This is a genomic window from Hydrogenophaga sp. 2FB (genome assembly GCF_005503365.1).
In the GTDB taxonomy this organism is placed as follows: Bacteria; Pseudomonadota; Gammaproteobacteria; order Burkholderiales; family Burkholderiaceae_C; genus Hydrogenophaga.
Genome location: NZ_SCML01000079.1, coordinates 1 through 19,959, shown reverse-complemented (window position 1 = coordinate 19,959; position 19,959 = coordinate 1). Strand labels below are relative to the sequence as shown.

Sequence of the window (19,959 nt, the reverse complement as noted above, 5' to 3'; positions counted from 1 at the left end):
CCGCTGAAGCCCCAGCCCCCAACAGATCGCCCACGCCATGACGTTGTCCACACAACAAAAAACCAGCCGAAACCTGCTGGTGATCCTTTCCGACGAACACGACCCGCGCTACATGGGTTGCTCCGGCGCGGACTGGATGCACACGCCGAACATGGATGCGCTGGCGCGCCGCGGCACGCGCTTCAGCAACGCCTACACCCCGAGCCCCATCTGCGTGCCCGCGCGCGCCGGCCTCGCGACCGGGCGCTGGACCCACACCACCGGCTATTGGGACAACGCCATCGCCTACGAAGGCCGGTGGGCGAGCTGGCACCACCGCCTGGCCGAGGCCGGCGTGCGCACGGAGGCCATCGGCAAGCTGCACTACCGCAACGCCAACGACCCCACCGGTTTCGCCGCGCAGCACGAGACCGTGCACATCCTTGACGGCATCGGCCTGGTGTGGGGTTCGGTGCGCGACCCGCTGCCCGCCACGCGCGGCCCCTCGCCGATCTTCGACGAGCTCGGCGCGGGCGAGTCCAGCTACAACCGCTACGACCAGCGCGTGACGAGCCTCGCGTGCGACTGGTTGCGCGAGCGCGGACAGGAAGGCCCCGACGGGCAGCCCTGGGCGCTGTTCGTGGGCCTGGTCGCGCCGCACATGCCGCTGGTGGTCCCCCAGGAATGGCTGGACCTGTACCCGCAAGACGGCATCCCGACGCCCAAGCTCTCGGGCCCCGATGCCCACCGACACCCCTGGGTGGAGCGGCTCAAGAACCATTGGGACCACGACGCCGCCCTCGGCACGCCCGAGCGCCGTCAGCTGGCTCGGGCCTGTTACTTCGGCCTCATCTCCTTTCTTGATGCCCAGGTGGGCCGCCTGCTGGCCGCGATGGAGGAACAAGGTCTGATGGAGACCACCACCGTGGTCTACAGCTCGGACCATGGCGACAACCTCGGCACGCGTGGACTCTGGAACAAGTCGACGCTGTACCGCGAATCCACGTCGGTGCCGATGATCCTGGCCGGTCCTGGCGTGCCGGCGGACACCGTGCGCCAGACCAACGTGAATCTGGTGGATCTCTACCCCACCGCGCTGGCGGCCTGCAACGTGCCCTCGCTCCCGGAAGAAAGCGCCCTGCCCGGCGCGTCCTTGATCGGGCTCGCGCAAGCACCCGACGATCCGCAGCGCATCGGCTTCAGCGAATACCACGCGGTCGGCTCCGAGTCGGCCGCCTACATGCTCACGCGCGGTGGCTACAAGCTCCACCACTACGTCGGGCATGAGCCCGAGCTGTTCCATCTGGACAGCGATCCCGAAGAGCTGGTGGATCTGGCGCAGGACCCGAGCCATGCCGCGGTGCGGCAGGCTCTCGAGCGCGAGCTGAACGCCATGCTCGATCCCGTGGCCGTGGACCAACGCGCCAAGCGCGATCAGAACGACCTGGTGATCCGCTTCGGTGGCCGCGAGCAAGCGCTGGCGCGCGGCAACAAGGGCCCGACCCCGATGCACGACAAGTACCGCATGAGCTGATTCCCCCACTCTCCACCCCACCCACAGAGGACGACAACCATGATGCAGCGCAGAACACTTCTCACCGGCCTGGCCGGCTTGCCTTTCATGAGCCTGGCACAGGCCCAAGGCTTCCCCTCCCAGCCGATCAAGATCCTCGGTGGCTTCGGCCCCGGCAGTTCCAGCGACGTGGTCATGCGGCTGCTCGCGCCACACCTGCAGGAGGCGCTGGGTCAGACGGTGATCGTCGACAACATTTCCGGCGCGGCGGGCAACATCGCGGCCATGACGGTGGCCAAAGCGAAGGCCGATGGCTACACGCTGGTCTCGGCCACCAACTCCATGCTGGGCTCCAACCCCCACATGTTCCCGGGCTCTGGCGTGCAGCCGGAACTGTTCACCCCCATCGCGCCGATCGCGAACATCGGCCTGGTGGTGGTCGCCGGGCCGGCGGCACCGGCGGACACACTCGCCGGCGTGCTGGAGGCCAGCCGCAAAAAGCGCGTGACCTACGGCACGCCGGGCGCGGGCACACCCATGCACCTGGTCGGTGAGATGCTGCGCGAGCGCGCCAAGGGCGACATGGAACACGTCGCCTACAAAGGCGGTGCCGCCATGGTCGCCGACCTGGTCTCGGGCCAGATCGATATCGGCATCGTGGCCTACACGCCCGCGTCCGGCCTGATCAAAGGTGGGCGTCTGAAACCGCTGGCCGTGTGCGGCACCAGCCGGCTGCAGGCGCTGCCCCATGTGCCGGCCGTGAACGAGGTGGTGCCGGGCGTCAACATCGGCGGCTGGTTCGCGCTGCTCGCGCCGGCCGGCACGCCGGCCAGCGCCTGCGCACTGATCGCAGCGGCCGCGGACAAAGCCTTGTCGCTGCCGAACATCCAGGCCCAGCTGATCGAGATGGGCTGCGACCGGCTCAAGGGCGGGCCCGACACCGTGGTCAAGCTCACCAAGGCCGAATACGACCTCGCCGGTGACCTGATCAAGCGGCTCAACATCCGCCCCTCATGAGCATGGACACCGCCGTCCTGCTGCACGGTTTCTGCAGCACATCCCGGTCCTGGGACACCACCCGGCAGTTCCTGTCCCGGGACTTTGACCTCCTGGCACCGGACTGGCCCGGCTTCGGCAGCGAGACGCACGCGCCACCACTGGCGTCCATCGCGGCGATGGCAGAACACGTGTTGCAACTGGCCGATGCGCGGGGGTTGAAGCGGTTCCACGTCGTCGGCCATTCGATGAGCGGCTTCGTCGTACAGCACTTGCTGCTCGAACATCCCGAACGCATTCACCGCGCCGTGCTGTACGGCACCTTCGCCGCCATGCGCGATGGCGGCCGCTTCGAGTCCGTGGCGGCCACCGCGGAAAAACTGCGTGTCGAAGGTATTCCCAAAACCGTCGAACGCATCGTCACCGGCTGGTTCGTCGATGGGGCAGCGCATCCCGCGCACGGCGCGTGCGTGCGCGACGGGCAGCGCATGTCGATGGACGCGGCGCAAGCGGCCATGGCCGCGTGCGAACCGGTGGACTTCAGCGCGCGCCTGGGCGAGATGCGCTCACCGGTCCTGGTGATCACCGGCGACCGCGACCGCACGGTGGACATCCAGGCCGCCACGGCGTTGGCGCGCGGTGTTGCCGGTGGCGCGCTCTGCGTATTGCCTCGGGCGGCGCACGCGGCGCATCTCGAAGAACCCGAGTTGTTCCATCTCGCGCTCGGCCGGTTTCTCAAAGGCGGGCCGTAGGCGCAGCGCGCGCATTCGTGCCATCGATGCGAAACATCGCCCGATTCGATAGGGCGAACGCGCTGCGTGGACCTAGATTCGAGCCCCACCCACGAGCCGTCAACCAGGAGACAACACCGATGAAGATTCCGATCCGGAGACCATGCCGATGAGGTTGCGCATGGACGACTTCCGACAGCAGGCGCGCCGCAACCTGCCCCGCTTCGTGTTTGACTACGTGGACGGCGGTGCGGAAGACGAGCACTGCCTGCGCGGCAATGCCGACGACCTGGCCGCCCTGCGGCTCGTGCCGAATTGCTTGCGGGACACCACGCAGATCGACACCACGGTGAACGTGTTCGGCAAGACCTGGGCGCGGCCCCTGGGCATCGCGCCGGTGGGGTTCAACGGGCTGGTGCGGCCCAAGGGCGATGTGCTGCTCGCCCGTGCCGCCGCGTCGCAAGGCGTGCCCTTCGTGTTGTCGACCGCGTCGAACGAACGGCTCGAAGCGGTGCGCGCCGCGGCACCCGACGCGGTGCAATGGATGCAGCTCTATGTGATGTCCGACCGGGCCATCGCGGAGCAGATCGTGCGCCGAGCGGCGGCCGCGAAATTTGACGCGCTCGTGCTCACCGTCGACGTGCCCGTGAGCGGCATGCGGGAGCGCGACCTGCGCAACGGATTCAAGCTGCCGTTTCGCCCGGGGCTTGGCACCTTGTGGGATCTGGCGTCGCATCCCACGTGGTCGCTGGGCATGGCCTTCAGCGGCTCGCCCTCGTTCGTCAACCTGACCGACAGCACCGACGCCGCCGCGTCGGCCCAGGTGCAGGCCGCGCTGCTGGCGCGCGCCATGGACCGCAGCCTGGTCTGGGACAGCCTGGCCTGGTTGCGCAAACTCTGGAGCGGCCCGCTGCTGCTCAAAGGCGTGTTGCACCGGCAGGACGCGGCGCGCGCGGTGAACGCGGGTGTGGATGGCATCGTCGTGTCCAACCACGGCGGTCGCCAGCTCGACGCGGCGCCGTCGACCATCTCGGTATTGCAAGGCGTGGTCGACGCGGTGGAGGACCGCATCCCGGTGTTCGTCGACAGCGGCTTCCGTCGTGGCAGCGATGTGCTCAAGGCCTTGTCGCTCGGCGCCAAAAGTGTCTTCGTTGGCCGGCCCGCGGTGTGGGGCCTGGCCGCCAACGGCGAAGCAGGCGCGCGCGATGCGCTGGCGCTCATGGGCAGCGAGATCGAACGCACGCTGACGCTGCTGGGCGCGTCGTCGCTGCGCGACCTGAGCGCCGCGAACGTCACCCGTTCCTGGTCGTCCGAAAGGCAGGTGGCGTGATGCACGACGTCCCCAACATCACCGGCATCCAGGCACGGGCGGTCAACGTGCCGCTGGAGTTCCCGGTGCGCACCAGCGTCGGTGTCGTCGCGACCTCGCCGTTGGTCCTGATCGACCTGGAGACCGACCAGGGCATGGTCGGCCGCTCCTACGTGTTCACCTACACGCCGATCGCATTGCAAGCCACGCGGGTGCTGGTGGAATCCATCGGCAACGCTTTGGTCGGTCAGCCGGTTGTGCCCTTCGAGATCGACAAGGGGTTCTCGCAGCGCTTCCGGTTGCTGGGCCGCACGGGCCTCACGACGATGGCGTGCGCGGGCATCGACATGGCCTTGTGGGACATCCTGGCCAAGGCGCAGGATGTGCCGCTCGCCACCCTGCTCGGGGGCGCGCCGAAGAACATCCCGGCCTACGACAGCCACAGCATGGACGGCATCGAGATCGGGACACAGCGCGCGGCGCGCGCCGTGGAACAAGGCCACCGCGCGATCAAGACCAAGATCGGCTACCGCACGCTCGCGCAAGATCTGGAGATCGTTCGCGCGCTGCGAAAAACGATAGGGCCCGATGTGGAGCTGCTGGTCGACTACAACCAGGGCCTCACGGTGCCCGAAGCGATCCGCAGAATCCGGGCGCTGGAAGGCGAAGGCATCTCGTGGGTGGAAGAACCCACCTTGCAGGAAGACCTGCTCGGCCATGCCGAGATCCGCCGGTGCAGCGGCATCCCGATCCAGATGGGCGAGAACTGGTGCGAACCCACCGACATGCAGCGCGCGCTGGACGCGCGCGCGTGCGATCTGGCCATGCCGGACGTGATGAAGATTGGCGGCGTCACCGGCTGGCTCAAGGCCGCGGCGCTCGCGCAGGCGCGGGGCATACCGATGTCCAGCCACATCTTCCAGGAGATCAGCGTGCACCTGTTGGCGGTGACGCCGACAGCGCACTGGCTGGAGCGCATGGACCTGGCCGGCGCGGTGCTGGCGAACCCGCTGAAGTTCGTGGACGGCCACGGCCAGTGCCCGACCGACCCGGGTGTCGGCATCGACTGGAACGAAGAAGCGGTGGCCCGCTTCGCGGTGTAGCCGCTCGGGTGGCTCAAAGCCCCTCGAGGGCGCTCATCACCTCGGTGCGCAGCCACGTGTGCGCCGGCGAGCCGTCTTGCCGCAAATGCCAGTGCAGGCGCACATCAAACTCGGGAATCGCGACCGGCAGGTCCACCGTCTTGACCCGGCGCTGGCTCGCGAAGAGCTGCGCCACGCGCCGGGGCAGGATCACCACCAGGTCGCTGTCTTCCACCAGGCTCGGCAGCACCGAGAACTGCGGCACCAGCGCCACCACGTTGCGTTGCACACCGCGCTCGGCCAGCACGCCATCGATGAGCGCGTGGCCGGAGGATGGTGACGTCACCATGACGTGGCGCGCATGGGTGAAGGTCTCCAGGTCGATGCCCTGGTCCGAGCCGGGGTAGTCCCGCGCCAGCAAACACGCATAGCGCTCGCGAAAGATGAGTTCGTTGCGCGTGTGGTTGTGCAGGTTGGGCAGCGTGCCGATGGCGAGGTCGAGCGTGCCGCGCGCCAGGTCGTCCAGCAGCGTGTCCGACAGCTGCACGAACTCGACCTGGATGCGGGGCGCGACGCGCTGGAACCGCCGCAGCAAGGGCGGCGTGAAGAACAGCGAGCCGATGTCCGAGAGCGCGATGCGAAAGCGCCGCGTCGAGGTCAACGGGTCAAAGCTCGACCGCGCGTCCACCGTGCCCTCGATCGTGGTCAGCCCGATGCTGAGGTGCTCGTACAGGCGCTCGGCGATGGCGGTGGGCACCAGCCCCACACTGCCGCGCGAAAACAAGCGGTCCCCGTAAAGGTCCCGCAACTTCGAGAGCGCGTGGCTGATGGTGGGCTGGGTCAGGTTCAGCCGCTCGGCGGCCTGCGTGACGCTCTTGGTCTCGTAGATCGCGACAAAGGCGCGGACCAGGTTCAGGTCGAAGCGGGGTGGGGACTGATCCATCTTGCTGTTCTATGTGTAACAAGGATTCTATCGATAGGACTTATGGAGCGACATGCCTAGCATCACCAAAACTTGAACAGCGCACTCGCGCACACCCACGGAGACACCCAGATGGAGCGCTCATTTGCCGCCGAAGTCCAGTCCCTGCGACTGGCCGGCGGAGACACCTTTCACGGTGAAGGCATCCTCGCCGTCACCAAGGCACTTTTGCAGTCTGGCGTCAGCTACATCGGCGGCTACCAGGGTGCGCCGGTGTCCCACCTCATCGATGTGCTGGGCGACTCCCGCGAGCTGCTGGACGAGCTGGGCATCTACTTCGAGGCGAGTGCCTCGGAAGCGGGCGCGGCGGCCATGCTGGGCGCGTCCATCCACTACCCCGCGCGCGGCGCCGTGACGTGGAAGAGCACGGTGGGCACCAACGTGGCCTCCGACGCGCTGTCCAACCTTGCATCGGCCGGCGTCACCGGCGGCGCACTGATCATCCTCGGCGAGGACTATGGCGAAGGCTCCAGCATCATCCAGGAACGCACCCACGCGTTCGCGATGAAGTCGCAGATGTGGTTGATGGACCCCCGGCCGAACCTGAGCTCGATCGTGAGTGCGGTGGAGCGCAGCTTCGAGTTGTCGGAAGCCAGCAGCACGCCGGTCATGCTCCAGTTGCGCATCCGCGCCTGCCACGTGCACGGCAGCTTTGAATGCAAGGACAACAAGGCGCCGGTGGTGTCGACGCGCAACCTGATCGAGCAACCGGCGTACGACTACGCCCGCATCAACCTGCCGCCGTCGATCTACCAGCAGGAGAAGCACAAGATCGAACAACGCTGGCCCGCCGCGGTGAAGTTCATCCAGGACGCCCAGCTCAACGAGTTCATCGAGGGCGAGCTGTCCGATGTGGGCCTGATCGTGCCAGGCGGCCTGTACAACGGCGTGATCCGCGGCCTGCAACAACTGGGCCTGGCCGATGCGTTTGGCCACACGCGCTTGCCGATCTACGTGATGAACGTCGTGTACCCTCTGGTGCCGGACGAGTTGCTCGATTTCTGTCGCAGCAAGAAGGCCGTGTTGCTGGTCGAAGAAGGCCAGCCCAACTACATCGAGGACGCCATCCACGCCGTGCTGCGCAAGGCCGGCGTGGACGCCCGGCTGCACGGCAAGGACCTCTTCCCGCTCGCGGGCGAGTACACGGGCGATGTCATGGTGGACGCGCTGGCCCGCTTCGTGGAAACGGAAGCGCCTGCCGGACTGGTGACGCGGCCCATCGTCGCGATCGCCCAGGCCTTGCAGGAGCACAAGGCGCAGGCCGCCAACGCCATCGGCGTGCCGGTTCCAGCGCGCCCCCCCGGCTTCTGCATCGGCTGCCCGGAGCGTCCGGTGTTCTCGGCCATCAAGCAGATCCAGCAGAAGCTGGGGCAGGTGCATGTGAACGCCGACATCGGCTGCCACACCTTCGGCACGCTGCCGCCCTTCAACGTGGGCAGCACGGTGCTGGGCTATGGGCTTGGCCTGGCGAGTTCCTCCGGCGTGGGCCCGCTCATGTCGAACCGCACCATCAGCATCATGGGCGACGGCGGGTTCTGGCACAACGGCTTCACCAGCGGTGTGGTGAACGCGGTGTACAACAACCAGGACTCCGTGCTGGTCATTCTGCAGAACGGCTACACCTCGGCCACGGGCACGCAAGCCATCCCCTCTTCGCCCTCGCAACCCGCGGCGCGGCCGTTGACGCTGGACATCGAGAAGGCCCTGGTCGGCGTGGGCGTGAAGTGGATCCGCAAGGTCGGGAGCTACAAGGTCGAAGAGATGGTGAAGGCCCTGGACGACGCCATGTCCACCACCGAGGGCGGCCTCAAGGTCATCATTGCCGATGGTGAATGCCAGCTCGAGCGGCAGCGCCGCAACAAGCCCGTTGTCGCGGAACAGCTCAAGCGCGGCGAACGGGTGGTGCGCACGCGCTTCGGCATCGACGACGACGTGTGCACCGGCGACCACTCGTGCATCCGCCTCTCCGGTTGCCCGTCGCTCACGATCAAACCCAACCCCAGCAAGCTGCGCACGGACCCCGTGGCCAGCGTCAACACGGGTTGTGTGGGTTGCGGCCTGTGCGGCGAGAACGCGCACGCGGCCGTGTTGTGTCCGTCGTTCTACAAGGCCGAGGTGGTGCAGAACCCGACCGCGTTCGAACGTTTCATGGTGCGCGTGCGCACCGCCGTGATTGAAAGGTTGGCAGCATGACGCAGCCCCTGTGCATTCTGATTGGCGCCATGGGTGGCGAAGGCGGCGGCGTGCTCGCCGACTGGTTGATCGACGCCGCCATGCACGCCGGATTCCCGGTGCAGAGCACCTCGGTACCCGGCGTGGCGCAGCGCACGGGCGCGACCACCTACTACGTCGAGATCTTCCCGCAAGCCCGGGAGACCTTGGGCGGGCGTGAACCCATCCTGTCGCTCACGCCCAACCCGGGCAACGTGGACCTGGTGGCCGCCTCCGAGCTGATGGAAGCGGGCCGGGCGATCCAGAACGGTTACGTGCATCCGGCGAAGACGCTGCTGATCGCGTCGACCCACCGCGAGTACGCCGTGTCGGAAAAGGCGGCCATGGGCGACGGCCGCTTCGACAGCGATCGGGTGCTCCAGGCCGCGCAGACACGCTCGCGCAGCGCGGTGCTGCTGGACATGCGGGCCCTGGCCCAGCAACACGGCACGGTCATCAACACCGTGCTCTTTGGCGCCATGGCGGGATCGGGCGTGCTGCCGTTTTCGCGCGAGGCCTGCGAAAAGGCCATCGAGCGCTCGGGCAAGGCGGTGCAGGCCAGCTTGCGCGGTTTCGCGGCGGGCTTCGACGCGGCGATGGGCCGCGTGCAGGCGGCCACGAAGCTGGTGGAGCAGATCAAGGGCATCGACGTACTTCCGGTGCGTGTGCGCCAGTTGCCCGAAGCGCTGCACAAAGTGGTGGTGGCGGGCGTGGAGCTGACGACCGACTACCAGGATCCGCGGTACGCGGACCAGTACCTCGACACGGTCGAGCGCCTGTTGAAGGTGGAGCAAGCCCACGGCGACACGCTGGACGTCACGCGCGAAACCGCGCGCTACCTGGCGCTGTGGATGTGCTACGAGGACGTCATCCGCGTGGCACAGCTCAAGACCAAACGCGAGCGGCTGGAGCGCGTGCGGCGCGAAGTCGGCGCCAAGGACCACGAGCCGATCTACACGACGGAATACCTCAAGCCCGGCATCGACGAGACCGCCTCCTTGCTGCCGCCGGCGCTGGCGCGCTGGCTCCTGCGCAAGCTGGAAGGCAAGACGTGGCACCGCAGCCTCTACATCCGAACCGACACGCTGCGCGGTTTCCTGATGCTGTGCGTCCTGCGCTCCTTGCGCGTGATTCGTCGCCGCACTTTCCGCTACGCCGAAGAGCAGGCCGCGATGCGGCGCTGGCTGGACGCGGTCGAGCGCTTGATTCCCCAAGGCACTGCGCTGGAGATCGCCCTGGCGGGCAACGTGGTCAAGGGTTACGGCGAGACCAACCGCCGAGGCCATCGCAGCCTGCGGGCCTTGCTGGACGAGGCCGACAAAGGCGCCTCGCAGGAACACCTGCGCGCCGCGCGTCTGGCGGCGCTCGCCGACCCCGAAGGGCGGCAACTCTCCGGGGTGCTTCAGCGGCCGGTGGCCGCGCAGCCGATTCGCATCGTGCGCAAACCGCGTCCCGAGTTGCAACCCAAGTGAGAACCCGGCGAAGCAACGCGGTGATCGCGTTGCTCGCCATTCGCGATCAGAGGATGTAGCGCGAGAGGTCTTCGTTGCGGCTGAGCTCGGCCAGCCGGGCGTTCACGTAGGCCGCATCGATGTTGACGGTCTGGCCCTGCAGGCCGGAAGCGCCAAAGCTCACTTCATCAAGCAGGCGCTCCATCACCGTGGCCAGGCGGCGCGCGCCGATGTTCTCTGTGCGCTCGTTCACGTCGCAGGCGATCTGCGCGAGCTGGCGAATGCCTTCGGGCTCGAACGACAGTGTGACCCCCTCGGTCTCCAGCAGCGCCTGGTATTGGCGCACCAGCGAAGCGTGGGTCTGCGTGAGGATGGCTTCGAAGTCGTCCACCGACAGCGACTGCAACTCGACGCGGATCGGAAAGCGGCCCTGCAGCTCGGGAATCAGGTCGCTCGGCTTGGCCAGGTGAAAGGCCCCGCTGGCGATGAAGAGGATGTGGTCGGTCTTGACGATGCCGTACTTGGTGCTCACCGACGTGCCTTCCACCAGCGGCAGCAGATCGCGCTGCACCCCCTGGCGCGACACCTCGCCGCCGCCACCACCGGCATCGCTGCGCGAGGTGACCTTGTCGATCTCGTCGATGAACACGATGCCGTTCTGCTCGGCGTTGTGCAGCGCGCGCGTCTTGATCTCTTCTTCGTTGACCAGCTTGCCGGCCTCTTCGTCGATCAGCAGCTTCATCGCCTCGCCGATCTTGAGCTTGCGCGTCTGGCGCCGGCCGGCACCGATCTGGCTGAACATGCCGCGCAATTGCTCGGCCATGTCTTCCATGCCGGCCGGTCCCATGATTTCCATGGTCGGGCGCGACTCGGCCAGATCGACCTCGATCTCGCGGTCGTCCAGCTGGCCTTCGCGCAGCTTCTTGCGAAAGGTCTGGCGCGCCGTGCTCTCGGGCGTGGCCACCGCGCTGGCGGTGGTGGGCTCCGCGGCCGTGGCGCGCGCGGGCGGAATGAGGATGTCGAGGATGCGGTCTTCGGCGGCGTCCTCGGCGCGCACGCGCTGCTTGCGCATCTCGACCTCACGGGTCTGCTTGATGGCGATCTCGACCAGGTCGCGGATGATGCTGTCGACGTCCTTGCCGACGTAGCCGACTTCCGTGAACTTGGTCGCCTCGACCTTGATGAAAGGCGCGTCGGCCAGTCGCGCCAGGCGCCGCGCGATTTCGGTCTTGCCCACGCCGGTGGGGCCGATCATGAGGATGTTCTTGGGCGTGATCTCGGGCCGCAGCTTTTCATCGACATGCTGGCGCCGCCAGCGGTTGCGCAACGCGATGGCCACGGCGCGCTTGGCGCCCTTCTGGCCGATGATGAAGCGGTCCAGCTCGGAAACGATTTCTTGCGGGGTCATGGACGACATGGGGCTCTCACTCGGCGCTCGTCAGAGCACTTCCACGGTGTGGTTCATGTTGGTATAGATGCACAGCTCACCGGCGATGGCGAGCGACTTGCGCACCACCTCTTCCGCGCTGAGATCGGTGTGATCGATCAAGGCCTTGGCGGCGGCCTGCGCATATGCGCCGCCCGAGCCGATCGCCACGATGCCGTGTTCGGGTTCCAGCACGTCGCCGTTGCCGGTGATGATCAGCGCCGCGCTGCGATCGGCCACGGCGAGCATGGCTTCCAGGCGGCGCAGCACGCGGTCGGTGCGCCACTCCTTGGTGAGTTCGATCGCCGCGCGCACCAGGTGGCCCTGGTGCTTTTCCAGCTTGGCTTCGAAGCGCTCGAACAAGGTGAAAGCGTCCGCGGTGGCGCCGGCAAAACCGGCCAGCACCTGGTCGTTGTAGAGCTTGCGCACCTTGCGCGCGGTGCCCTTGACGACGATGTTGCCCAGGGTGACCTGGCCGTCACCGCCGATGGCGACTTGCACACCTTGCGGCGTCTGCCGGCGCACGCAGACGATGGTGGTTCCGTGAAATGATTCCATAGCGAGGGAGGTGGGGTCGTAAACACCGATTGCAACCGCACCGGCGGCGCGGGTCAAGGGCGGCGCGAACGCCGCGCGCCCGCACCGCGTTCAGTCGACGCGAACGACGACCTTGGCGTATTCGGTGATACCGATGACGTTGAAGAAGGCGGAAACCAGGCGGTGCACGTCCACGAACTGCACGGTGCGCCCGTTGGCATGGTGGTCGGACACCCAGTTGAGCAGCGTGCCCGCGGCGGAGAAGTCCACCCGGATGAGGTTGCGGCAGGAGATGATGAGCACATCCGCGCCCTTGATGCGGCGCTCGAGGTCTTCCAGCGTGGTCTGCGGATCGCCGCGGATCTCGCCCGACAGCTCCACCAGACCAAGCTGGTTGAAGCCACTGGGCTGGCTGTCCTGCAGCGAGTCCATGCCGGTGAACACGGAAGGCACCTGTTCCAGCACCGACTCGCCCAGCACCGACTGGCCAGCCTCGCCGGGCTGGTCGTTGGACAACGACACGTAGTGGGTGCGCGGCTTCTCCCAACCCGGCGGCGACACCTCGTAGGTCACGCAGAAGTCCAGCGCGGTCAACTCGAACTCGTCGGGCCGGTTCATCACCCGCAAGGCGGCCATGCGCAGTTCCCACCAGAGTTGCTCGACGTCGCGCCGGCCCGAAGGCGTCTGGCGCTTGAGCAGTTCGCGAAACGCGCTGGCACCCTGAAAGCGCAGCTCGGTTTGCTGATCGCCCCACAGCGTGAAGATGCCCAGCAGCGCGCGCGCGGCTTTGAGGTCCATGCTCTCCAGCGGCGTCCAGTCCAGCACCCAGGGCTGTTGGGCGCGCAGCAGCACGTTCTGCAGCGTGCCCACGGCGTGTGCATCGAGCTCGGGCTCGCTGACCCAGACCGCCTTGTTGGGGCTGCTGGAGGGCGTGTAGGTCTTGCCCGTCATGTTGGAGACCGTACCGGGCATGTCGTACCACTGCGGCGCGGAACGGCTGAAGCGGTTGACGAAATCGACCGCGCGGCTCTCGAAGGGCGCGAGTTGCCCGGTGGCACGGTACAGATCGAACAGCGCCAGCCAGTCTTCGGTCTGATCGACCTTCGCGCCGCCCTCCCCCAGCACCTCCAGCAGACCTTGTTCGGCCCCGGCGTCGTCGCCGTTGGCAAAACGGATCGCGGCCTCTTCGACTTCCGGGTCCTGGGCGATCTCGTGCACGTCAAGCGCATAGAAGTGCGAAGCGGAGAACCCGGGGGCGCCGGACGGGCGCAATTCGCCGGACGCGGTAGGCGCCACCAGGCCCGTGCGCGCCACAAAAGGCACGGTGTCGAGCGCAGCCGGCGTTTTGCGCGCGGCGGGGGGGGATTCGGGGAGCTTCAAGGCCGGCTCGTTCAGCGACTGCGCCGCGGGCGCCGCCGCCACCGGATTGAGCAGGGGACTGGGCTCGGTTTCGTCGTACTGCGCCTTGCGCTGTCTGATGGCTGGGTCGGGTCTGCCCGAGGCCACGGGCGCCTCCTTGGGTTTCGACGGTGCGCCGCCGATGGCTTGCGCGCTGGTGTTGAGCCCCGATCCGGTGCTGACCAGGGAATCGGGCCCCTTGGTCTTCCACCACTGCATCGACATCTGGGCTTCGATCTCGTCGATCTTCTTCAAGGTCTCGGCGCGGTCGTCCGGCTTGGACGGCAGGCTGCTCTGGAAGAAGGAGGGGCGCATGCCCGGACCTTCGCCGCCCGTGCCTTCACGGCTGCGGATCTTGCGCAGCATGTCGAACTCGCGCTTGCGCACGAAATCGTTGCGCCGCTTGCGCTCGATCATTTCCTTGAGCGCAGCCTTGCTGTATTCGCTCTCGCGGTCGGCCGCCCGTGTGTCCAGGTCCGACCAGCTCGTGGTCGGATGGCGCACGAACTTCACCACCTTGGACAAAAAGCCGCCGTTGGAATCGTCCTTGGACATGTGAGATCGGTACCGAAAAAAAGCGGAATGGGACTGGCGAAAGATCAGTCCCCGAACATCTTCTGCTTGAGTTCCCGGCGCTGCTGGGCCTCGAGCGAGAGGCTGGCGGTCGGCCGGGCCATCAGACGGCCCACGCCAATAGGCTCACCGGTCTCTTCGCAGTAGCCGTAGTCGCCCGCATCGATGCGGACAATGGCCTGCTCGATCTTCTTGAGCAGCTTGCGCTCCCGATCGCGGGTGCGCAGTTCGAGCGCGTGCTCTTCTTCGATGGTGGCACGGTCCGCTGGATCGGGCACGACCACGGTGTCTTCACGCAGGTGCTCGGTGGTTTCGCCGGCGTTGGCCAGCATGTCGGCTTTGAGCTGGGCCAGCTTGCGACGGAAGTACGCCAGTTGCAAGTCGCTCATGTACTCGCTGTCGGGCATGGCCTGCACGTCCAGATCGGTGAGTTGATCGACCGGCAGGGTCTTCCAGTTGTTGGCGCGCTTGGGATCCTTCTGGATCGAGGAGGGCACGGGAGGGGTCATCACAGCACGTTCATTCATATGGGAAAAGGTCGCTTTGGCGGCGTCCGGGGCATGGGTGGGCACGACCGCTGCCTGCGTCATCTGCTCCATCATGACCTTCTTGGCGGCACGCTTGCCCAGAGGGCGCGGCGTGGGCTCGATCACCACCGGCGCCGGCGCGCTCGAAGGGCGCTTGGCGGCGGGGCTGGAGGCTTTTGTTACAGGGGCGGAAGTGGTCACTGGGGATACAGCCGCTTTGGCAGCGGGCTGGGTCGTGGCTTTGGAAGTGGTTTTGCCCGCGGGCTTGACCTCGGGTTTGACCACTTTGGTGGAGGCTGGCGTCTTGCTCGGCTGGGGTGTGGCCGATTTGGTGGCCACGGGCCTGGCTGGTGCTTTTGCCACCGGCTTGGCCGCCACCTTGGCTTTGACGGGCGCCTTCTGAGGGGCCTTGGGGGCCGCCTTCGCGATCGGCCGCGCGGTCTTCGCAACGGCCTTGGTGACAGGCTTCGCGGTGGTTTTCACCGCGGGCTTCTTTGTGGGTGTCGTCGCTGTGCTCTTTTTTGCCGCCGCCGACGCGTGCGCCTTGGCCCCCGACGCAGCGGGTTTGCCTGTTTTCGCAGTCTTGGTAGCCGGGGCTTTCACAACGGGTCTCCTCTTGGTGACTGACACAGCGGAATCTCGAGCGGTGCGCGACCTCGGACAAGTCCCGAGAAACGCCGCGTTGGGCCGTCGGATGCAACGTTATACCCTCATTGCCCAACGGCTCTCGGTACAGGCTGATCGGTGCCGCAAAGGCGACCGGCCGACCAACTTGGGCCGCGATTGTAACGAGCCCCATCGGCGGTTCCCGCTTTCGGGTCCCACACCCGCTCCCTGTCGTTGGAGAAGAGCGACAAACGGCACGGTTGACCGGGGGCGAGCACGTCAGACCAGGCTCTGGTCCAGGCCCTGCACCAGGATGTCCTTGGGCAGCTCGATGCCGATGAACACCATCTTGCTGATGCGCGGCTCGCCTTCGGCCCAGACCGGGCCGAGGTCGCTGCCCATGAGCTGGTGCACGCCCTGGAAGATCACCTTGCGGTCGGTGCCCTGCATGTTCAGAACGCCCTTGTAGCGCAGCATGCGCGGGCCATACACCTGCACGATCGCGCCCAGAAAGTCTTCCAGCTTCTCGGGGCTGAAGGGGCGATCGGCGCGGTAGACGAAGCTTTTCACATCGTCGTCATGGTGGTGGTGATGGCCGTGACCGCCATGGCCGTGCTGGTGCGAGGGGTGGTCGCAGTGTTCGCCGTGTTCGTGGTCATGGTGCTCATGGCCATGGTCGTGATCATGGTCGTGGTCATCGGCCTTGAGGAAGTCGGGGTCGATGTCGAGCTTGGCGTTGAGGTTGAAGCCGCGCAGGTCGAACACTTCCTTGAGCGTCACTTCGCCAAAATGCACCGGACGCATCGGCGCGCGCGGGTTCATGTGCTTCAGGCGGTGTGTGAGCGCGCCCAGGTCTTCCTCGCTCACCAGGTCGGCCTTGCTGATGAAGATCTGGTCGGCAAAGCCCACCTGGCGGCGCGCTTCCTGGCGCTCGTTGAGCTGGTCGGCGGCGTGCTTCGCGTCGACCAGGGTGAGGATCGAGTCCAGCAGGTACTGCTCGGCGATCTCGTCGTCCATGAAGAAGGTCTGCGCCACGGGGCCGGGGTCGGCCAGGCCGGTGGTTTCGATCACCACGCGCTCGAAGTCGAGTTCGCCCTTGCGCTTTTTCTGCGCCAGGTCCTGCAGGGTGGAGCGCAGGTCGTCGCGGATGGTGCAGCAGATGCAGCCGTTGCTCATCTGGATGATGTTTTCCTGGGTGTCGGCCACCAGGATTTCGTTGTCGATGTTCTCTTCACCGAACTCGTTTTCCACCACCGCGATCTTCTGGCCGTGCGCTTCGCTGAGCACGCGCTTGAGCAAGGTGGTTTTCCCCGAGCCGAGGAAGCCGGTGAGGATGGTCGCGGGGATGAGAGACATGGCGGGCACCAACAGGTGAAAAGATGGGAAATGGGCAACCCACGAGTGTAGGCCGCCGCCAGCGCGTCAGGGGCGCAGGTAGACGTAGCCTTCGCGGGCCTGCAGGCGGGCCACTTCGGCCACGCCCGAGGGCACGATCTTGGCTTCCATGGCGACCTTGGACGGGTCGATGTTGCGCGCCACCAGGGTGTTGTTGCAGACGAAGAAGCCCACGCCCTTGGCGGACAGGTCGCCGATCGAGCCGGCGAACGACTGCTGTTGCGCATTGGTGGCGCCGTCCAGCAGGAAATCGATGCCCGCGCCGTGGGTGACCACCACGATCTTGGCCGTGGGGTCGGCGGCCAGGTGGTTGCGGATGTTCTGGATGGCGCGCGTGGCTTGCGCGGTGCCGTCGCTCAGGTGATAGACCACCTTGACAGGGGCTTGCGCCGGGGCCGGGGCCTGCGCCTGGGCCTGCACCGCCGTGGCCAGCACGGTGCCGAGCAACAGGGTCTTGAAGGTGGTGAAGATGCTGGACATGGAATGGGTCTCCGGTCGGGGTGGATGCGGCGCCCGGACTGGGCGGGGAGCATCCTACAAGCAATGCCGGGCAGCGTGGCCCCAAGGGCTATTTGGGGCGCGGTTTTGGCGGGGCGCTGGGCACCACCATCTTTGGCAAGGGCTCGGGCGCCTGCCCGGACCGTGTGCCGGCGCGCGGGTGCGCCGCGTCGTACACCTGCGCCAGGTGCTGGAAGTCGAGCCGGGTGTAGACCTGCGTCGTGCTGATGCTGGCGTGGCCCAGCAGTTCCTGCACGGCGCGCAGGTCGCCGCTGGACTGCAGCACATGGCTGGCGAAGGAATGCCGCAGCATGTGCGGATGCACCGGCGTGGCCAGGCCCGCCAATCGCGAGCGCCGCTTGAGGCGAACCCGGATGTGTTGCGGCGTGAGGCGCTGGCCGCGCGCGCCGATGAACAGCGCCGGGTCTTCGCCGGCCCAGGCGGCGCGTTGTGCCAGCCATGCCGCCAGGGCGGTGAGCGCCTGGCGGCCCACGGGCACGCTGCGCCGTTTGGAACCCTTGCCCAGCACGTGCGCTTCGCCGTCCTGCGCGTCGATCCAGCCGCGCGCGCTGCCGCTGGCGGCCACGTCCAGCCCCACCAGTTCACCAATGCGCAGGCCGCAGCCGTACAGCAGTTCGGTGATGCAGGCGTCGCGCGCTTCCAGCGCCGGGTCGTCCGCGTCTTCGTGGTGGGTGGCCAGTTGCACCGCCTCGTCGACCCCGAGGGCCTTGGGCAGCGGTTTGCCGGCCTTGGGCGCGCGCACGTCCTGCACCGGGTTGTGGTCGATCAGGCCCTGGCGACCGAGCCACACATAGAAACCGCGCCACCCCGAGAGGATGAGCGCGATGCCCCGCGCGGTGCGGCCCGCGCCGTGCATCTGCGCGACCCAGCGGCGGATGTGCGGGTTCTGCACGGCCTTCAAGGCCACGCCGGCTTCGCGCGCCTGCGAGCTCAGCTTCTCCAGATCCAGGGTGTAGAGCGCCACCGTGCGATCGGCCAGGCGCTTTTCCACGCGCACGTGGTTCAGGTAGGCCTGTACCAGCGCGGCGTCGTCGGTCATGTCACTCGGGGCGCAGTCGGGAGAGCGCCGCGCCGGTGAGTTCGCCGATGCCTTCCAGGAAATCGGTGCCCATGTCCGAGGCGAAGCGGCTCGTGTCCGCCGAGGCCAGCACGATCAGGCCGAAGGCTTGCGGCGCGAGGCCGGCGCGCAGCGGAATCAGGGCCAGCGAAACGGCACTGCTCGGGTCGTCCAGCCATTGCGCGGCTTCCAGCCCCGGGTTGCCACCGCAGTAGGGCCGCATGAGCGAGTCGGCAAAGGCCTTCACGTCGTCGCTGACGCCCTGCGTGAAAGGCTCGTCGGCGAATTCGGGCGCCACGCTCCACACGCGGATGGCCACCTGCGGCACCAGAAAGTGCTCGGTGATCGCGCGCACCGCCACCGTGGGCAGCTCGCGCGCTTCGCGGGTCAGCAGCAGCTCACGCGTCCAGCGCTGCAGCTTGTCGGCGATGGCGGTGTTCTCGTGGCCGTGGCGGATCATCTCGGCGCCCTTGAGCTCCAGGCCCCGGATCTTCTCGCGCAGCATTTCCGCCTGGCGTTCCTGCAGGCTCACCGCGCGGTGGCCGTGCGGGCTGGTCAGCTGCACCGCCGCCAGCAGGCTGGCGTGGCGCTCGAAGAAGTCGGGGGTGTTGGCCAGGTAGTTGGCGATGTCGTCTTCGGTGATGGGGGGGATGTTATTGGCGTTCATGGCTGGAATGTAGAAGATCGGTCAGGCAGGGTCGGGAACGTCAATTTCCCCATCGAACACGGTGGTGGCGGGGCCGGTCATGTAAACGGGTTGATCGTGCTTCGGACTGTCGCGCCATTCGATGGTGAGCACGCCACCGCGGGTGTGCACGTCCACCTTGGCACCGAGCAAGCCCAGGCGGATGCCAGCCACCACGGCGGCGCAGGCACCCGTGCCGCAGGCCAGCGTTTCGCCCGCACCGCGTTCGTAGACGCGCAGACGCACCTCGCTGCGGCTCACCACCTGCAGGAACCCGGCGTTGACGCGGCGGGGAAAACGCTCGTGCGATTCGATCCACGGGCCCCAGGATGGCACCGGCGCGGTCTCGACGTCGTCCACCAGCAGGACGGCGTGCGGGTTGCCCATGGAGAGCACGGCCACCGGTACGTCGCCCGCATAGGGCAGCGCCAGCGGCCAGCGCTCGAAGGCACCCATGGCCTCGGGTGTGAGGCCCTCGGCATTGAAGGGCACGCGGTCCAGCGCGAACACGGGCGCGCCCATGTCCACCGTCACGCGGCCGTCGTCGTGCATCCTGAGCTCCAGCTCGCCGTTCATGACCTTGACGCGCACGGGGTTGCGGGTGCTCAGGCCCTTGTCGTGCACGTAGCGCACGAAGCAGCGCGCGCCATTGCCGCATTGCTCCACCTCGCCGCCGTCGGCGTTGTGGATCAGGTACTCGAAATCCAGCCCCTCACCGGGCGAGGCGCGAACGCTCAGGATCTGGTCGGCGCCGACGCCGAAATGGCGGTCGGCCAGGAAGCGGTACTGCGCGGCGCTCAGGCCCAGCAGGCCTTTTGTTTCATCGAGCACGACGAAGTCGTTGCCCGCGCCTTGCATCTTGGTGAATCGGATGTGCATGAAATCCATTATCCGCGCAGTGCATGGCAAGGGCCCGCGCCTGCACGCAGGGGCGCGTTGTCGCAAAATGCCGCATGGTCCGCCCCACCCAACTCCTCCACCC

General features: G+C 67.2%; 17 protein-coding genes. 7 read left to right on the top strand and 10 right to left on the bottom strand.

Features of this window, described 5'->3' with window-relative positions:
* Window positions 1–37: 37 nt before the first annotated feature.
* The 5 genes from FFS09_RS28585 to FFS09_RS28565 all read left to right on the top strand — a co-directional run bounded on the left by FFS09_RS28585 (window position 38) and on the right by FFS09_RS28565 (window position 5,631).
* Window positions 38–1,513, top strand: a complete 1,476-nt coding sequence (locus FFS09_RS28585; protein WP_137922295.1) for a sulfatase-like hydrolase/transferase — start codon at window positions 38–40, stop codon at window positions 1,511–1,513.
* Between the two features lie 39 nt (window positions 1,514–1,552).
* On the top strand, window positions 1,553–2,509 hold the full coding sequence (locus FFS09_RS28580; RefSeq protein WP_137922294.1) for a Bug family tripartite tricarboxylate transporter substrate binding protein: 957 nt from the start codon (window positions 1,553–1,555) through the stop codon (window positions 2,507–2,509).
* A 2-nt stretch (window positions 2,510–2,511) separates the two neighbouring features.
* Complete coding sequence (locus FFS09_RS28575) at window positions 2,512–3,240, top strand: alpha/beta fold hydrolase (RefSeq protein ID WP_171020249.1); 729 nt, start codon at window positions 2,512–2,514, stop codon at window positions 3,238–3,240.
* A gap of 148 nt (window positions 3,241–3,388) precedes the next feature.
* Window positions 3,389–4,549, top strand: coding sequence for an alpha-hydroxy acid oxidase (locus FFS09_RS28570; protein WP_137922296.1), 1,161 nt, complete (start codon window positions 3,389–3,391; stop codon window positions 4,547–4,549).
* On the top strand, window positions 4,549–5,631 hold the full coding sequence (locus tag FFS09_RS28565) for an enolase C-terminal domain-like protein (RefSeq protein WP_137922292.1): 1,083 nt from the start codon (window positions 4,549–4,551) through the stop codon (window positions 5,629–5,631). The genes FFS09_RS28570 and FFS09_RS28565 overlap by 1 nt, the downstream gene beginning before the upstream one ends.
* Window positions 5,632–5,644: 13 nt before the next feature.
* Here the strand turns inward: FFS09_RS28565 and FFS09_RS28560 are convergent, their stop codons facing one another.
* Window positions 5,645–6,553 (bottom strand): LysR family transcriptional regulator, encoded by a 909-nt coding sequence (locus FFS09_RS28560; protein ID WP_137922291.1) that lies wholly within the window; start codon window positions 6,551–6,553, stop codon window positions 5,645–5,647.
* A gap of 111 nt (window positions 6,554–6,664) precedes the next feature.
* Between FFS09_RS28560 and FFS09_RS28555 the strand changes: the two genes are divergently transcribed.
* Both FFS09_RS28555 and FFS09_RS28550 read left to right on the top strand, forming a co-directional pair.
* A complete protein-coding gene (locus FFS09_RS28555) occupies window positions 6,665–8,785 on the top strand; it encodes a thiamine pyrophosphate-dependent enzyme (protein WP_137922290.1) in 2,121 nt (706 codons plus the stop codon).
* Window positions 8,782–10,275 (top strand): indolepyruvate oxidoreductase subunit beta family protein, encoded by a 1,494-nt coding sequence (locus tag FFS09_RS28550; RefSeq protein ID WP_137922289.1) that lies wholly within the window; start codon window positions 8,782–8,784, stop codon window positions 10,273–10,275. Before FFS09_RS28555 ends, FFS09_RS28550 begins: the two co-directional genes overlap by 4 nt.
* A gap of 46 nt (window positions 10,276–10,321) precedes the next feature.
* Here the strand turns inward: FFS09_RS28550 and hslU are convergent, their stop codons facing one another.
* The 9 genes from hslU to dapF form a co-directional block, all read right to left on the bottom strand.
* A complete protein-coding gene (hslU, locus tag FFS09_RS28545) occupies window positions 10,322–11,671 on the bottom strand; it encodes an ATP-dependent protease ATPase subunit HslU (protein WP_137922288.1) in 1,350 nt (449 codons plus the stop codon).
* A 21-nt stretch (window positions 11,672–11,692) separates the two neighbouring features.
* Window positions 11,693–12,238, bottom strand: coding sequence for an ATP-dependent protease subunit HslV (hslV, locus tag FFS09_RS28540; protein WP_137922287.1), 546 nt, complete (start codon window positions 12,236–12,238; stop codon window positions 11,693–11,695).
* A 90-nt stretch (window positions 12,239–12,328) separates the two neighbouring features.
* The gene (locus tag FFS09_RS28535) at window positions 12,329–14,170 is read right to left on the bottom strand and encodes an STAS domain-containing protein (RefSeq protein WP_137922286.1); all 1,842 of its coding nucleotides are present in this window, start codon (window positions 14,168–14,170) and stop codon (window positions 12,329–12,331) included.
* A 44-nt stretch (window positions 14,171–14,214) separates the two neighbouring features.
* Complete coding sequence (gene dksA, locus FFS09_RS28530) at window positions 14,215–15,198, bottom strand: RNA polymerase-binding protein DksA (protein WP_252374555.1); 984 nt, start codon at window positions 15,196–15,198, stop codon at window positions 14,215–14,217.
* Between the two features lie 402 nt (window positions 15,199–15,600).
* Window positions 15,601–16,677 (bottom strand): CobW family GTP-binding protein, encoded by a 1,077-nt coding sequence (locus FFS09_RS28525; protein ID WP_137922284.1) that lies wholly within the window; start codon window positions 16,675–16,677, stop codon window positions 15,601–15,603.
* A gap of 66 nt (window positions 16,678–16,743) precedes the next feature.
* Entirely contained in the window at window positions 16,744–17,196 is a 453-nt protein-coding gene (locus FFS09_RS28520) for a DsrE family protein (protein WP_137922283.1), read from the bottom strand.
* A gap of 88 nt (window positions 17,197–17,284) precedes the next feature.
* On the bottom strand, window positions 17,285–18,274 hold the full coding sequence (locus tag FFS09_RS28515) for a tyrosine recombinase XerC (RefSeq protein ID WP_137922282.1): 990 nt from the start codon (window positions 18,272–18,274) through the stop codon (window positions 17,285–17,287).
* Between the two features lies 1 nt (window position 18,275).
* A complete protein-coding gene (locus FFS09_RS28510; protein WP_137922281.1) occupies window positions 18,276–18,959 on the bottom strand; it encodes a DUF484 family protein in 684 nt (227 codons plus the stop codon).
* Between the two features lie 21 nt (window positions 18,960–18,980).
* Entirely contained in the window at window positions 18,981–19,856 is an 876-nt protein-coding gene (gene dapF, locus FFS09_RS28505) for a diaminopimelate epimerase (protein ID WP_137922280.1), read from the bottom strand.
* Window positions 19,857–19,959 lie beyond the last annotated feature (103 nt).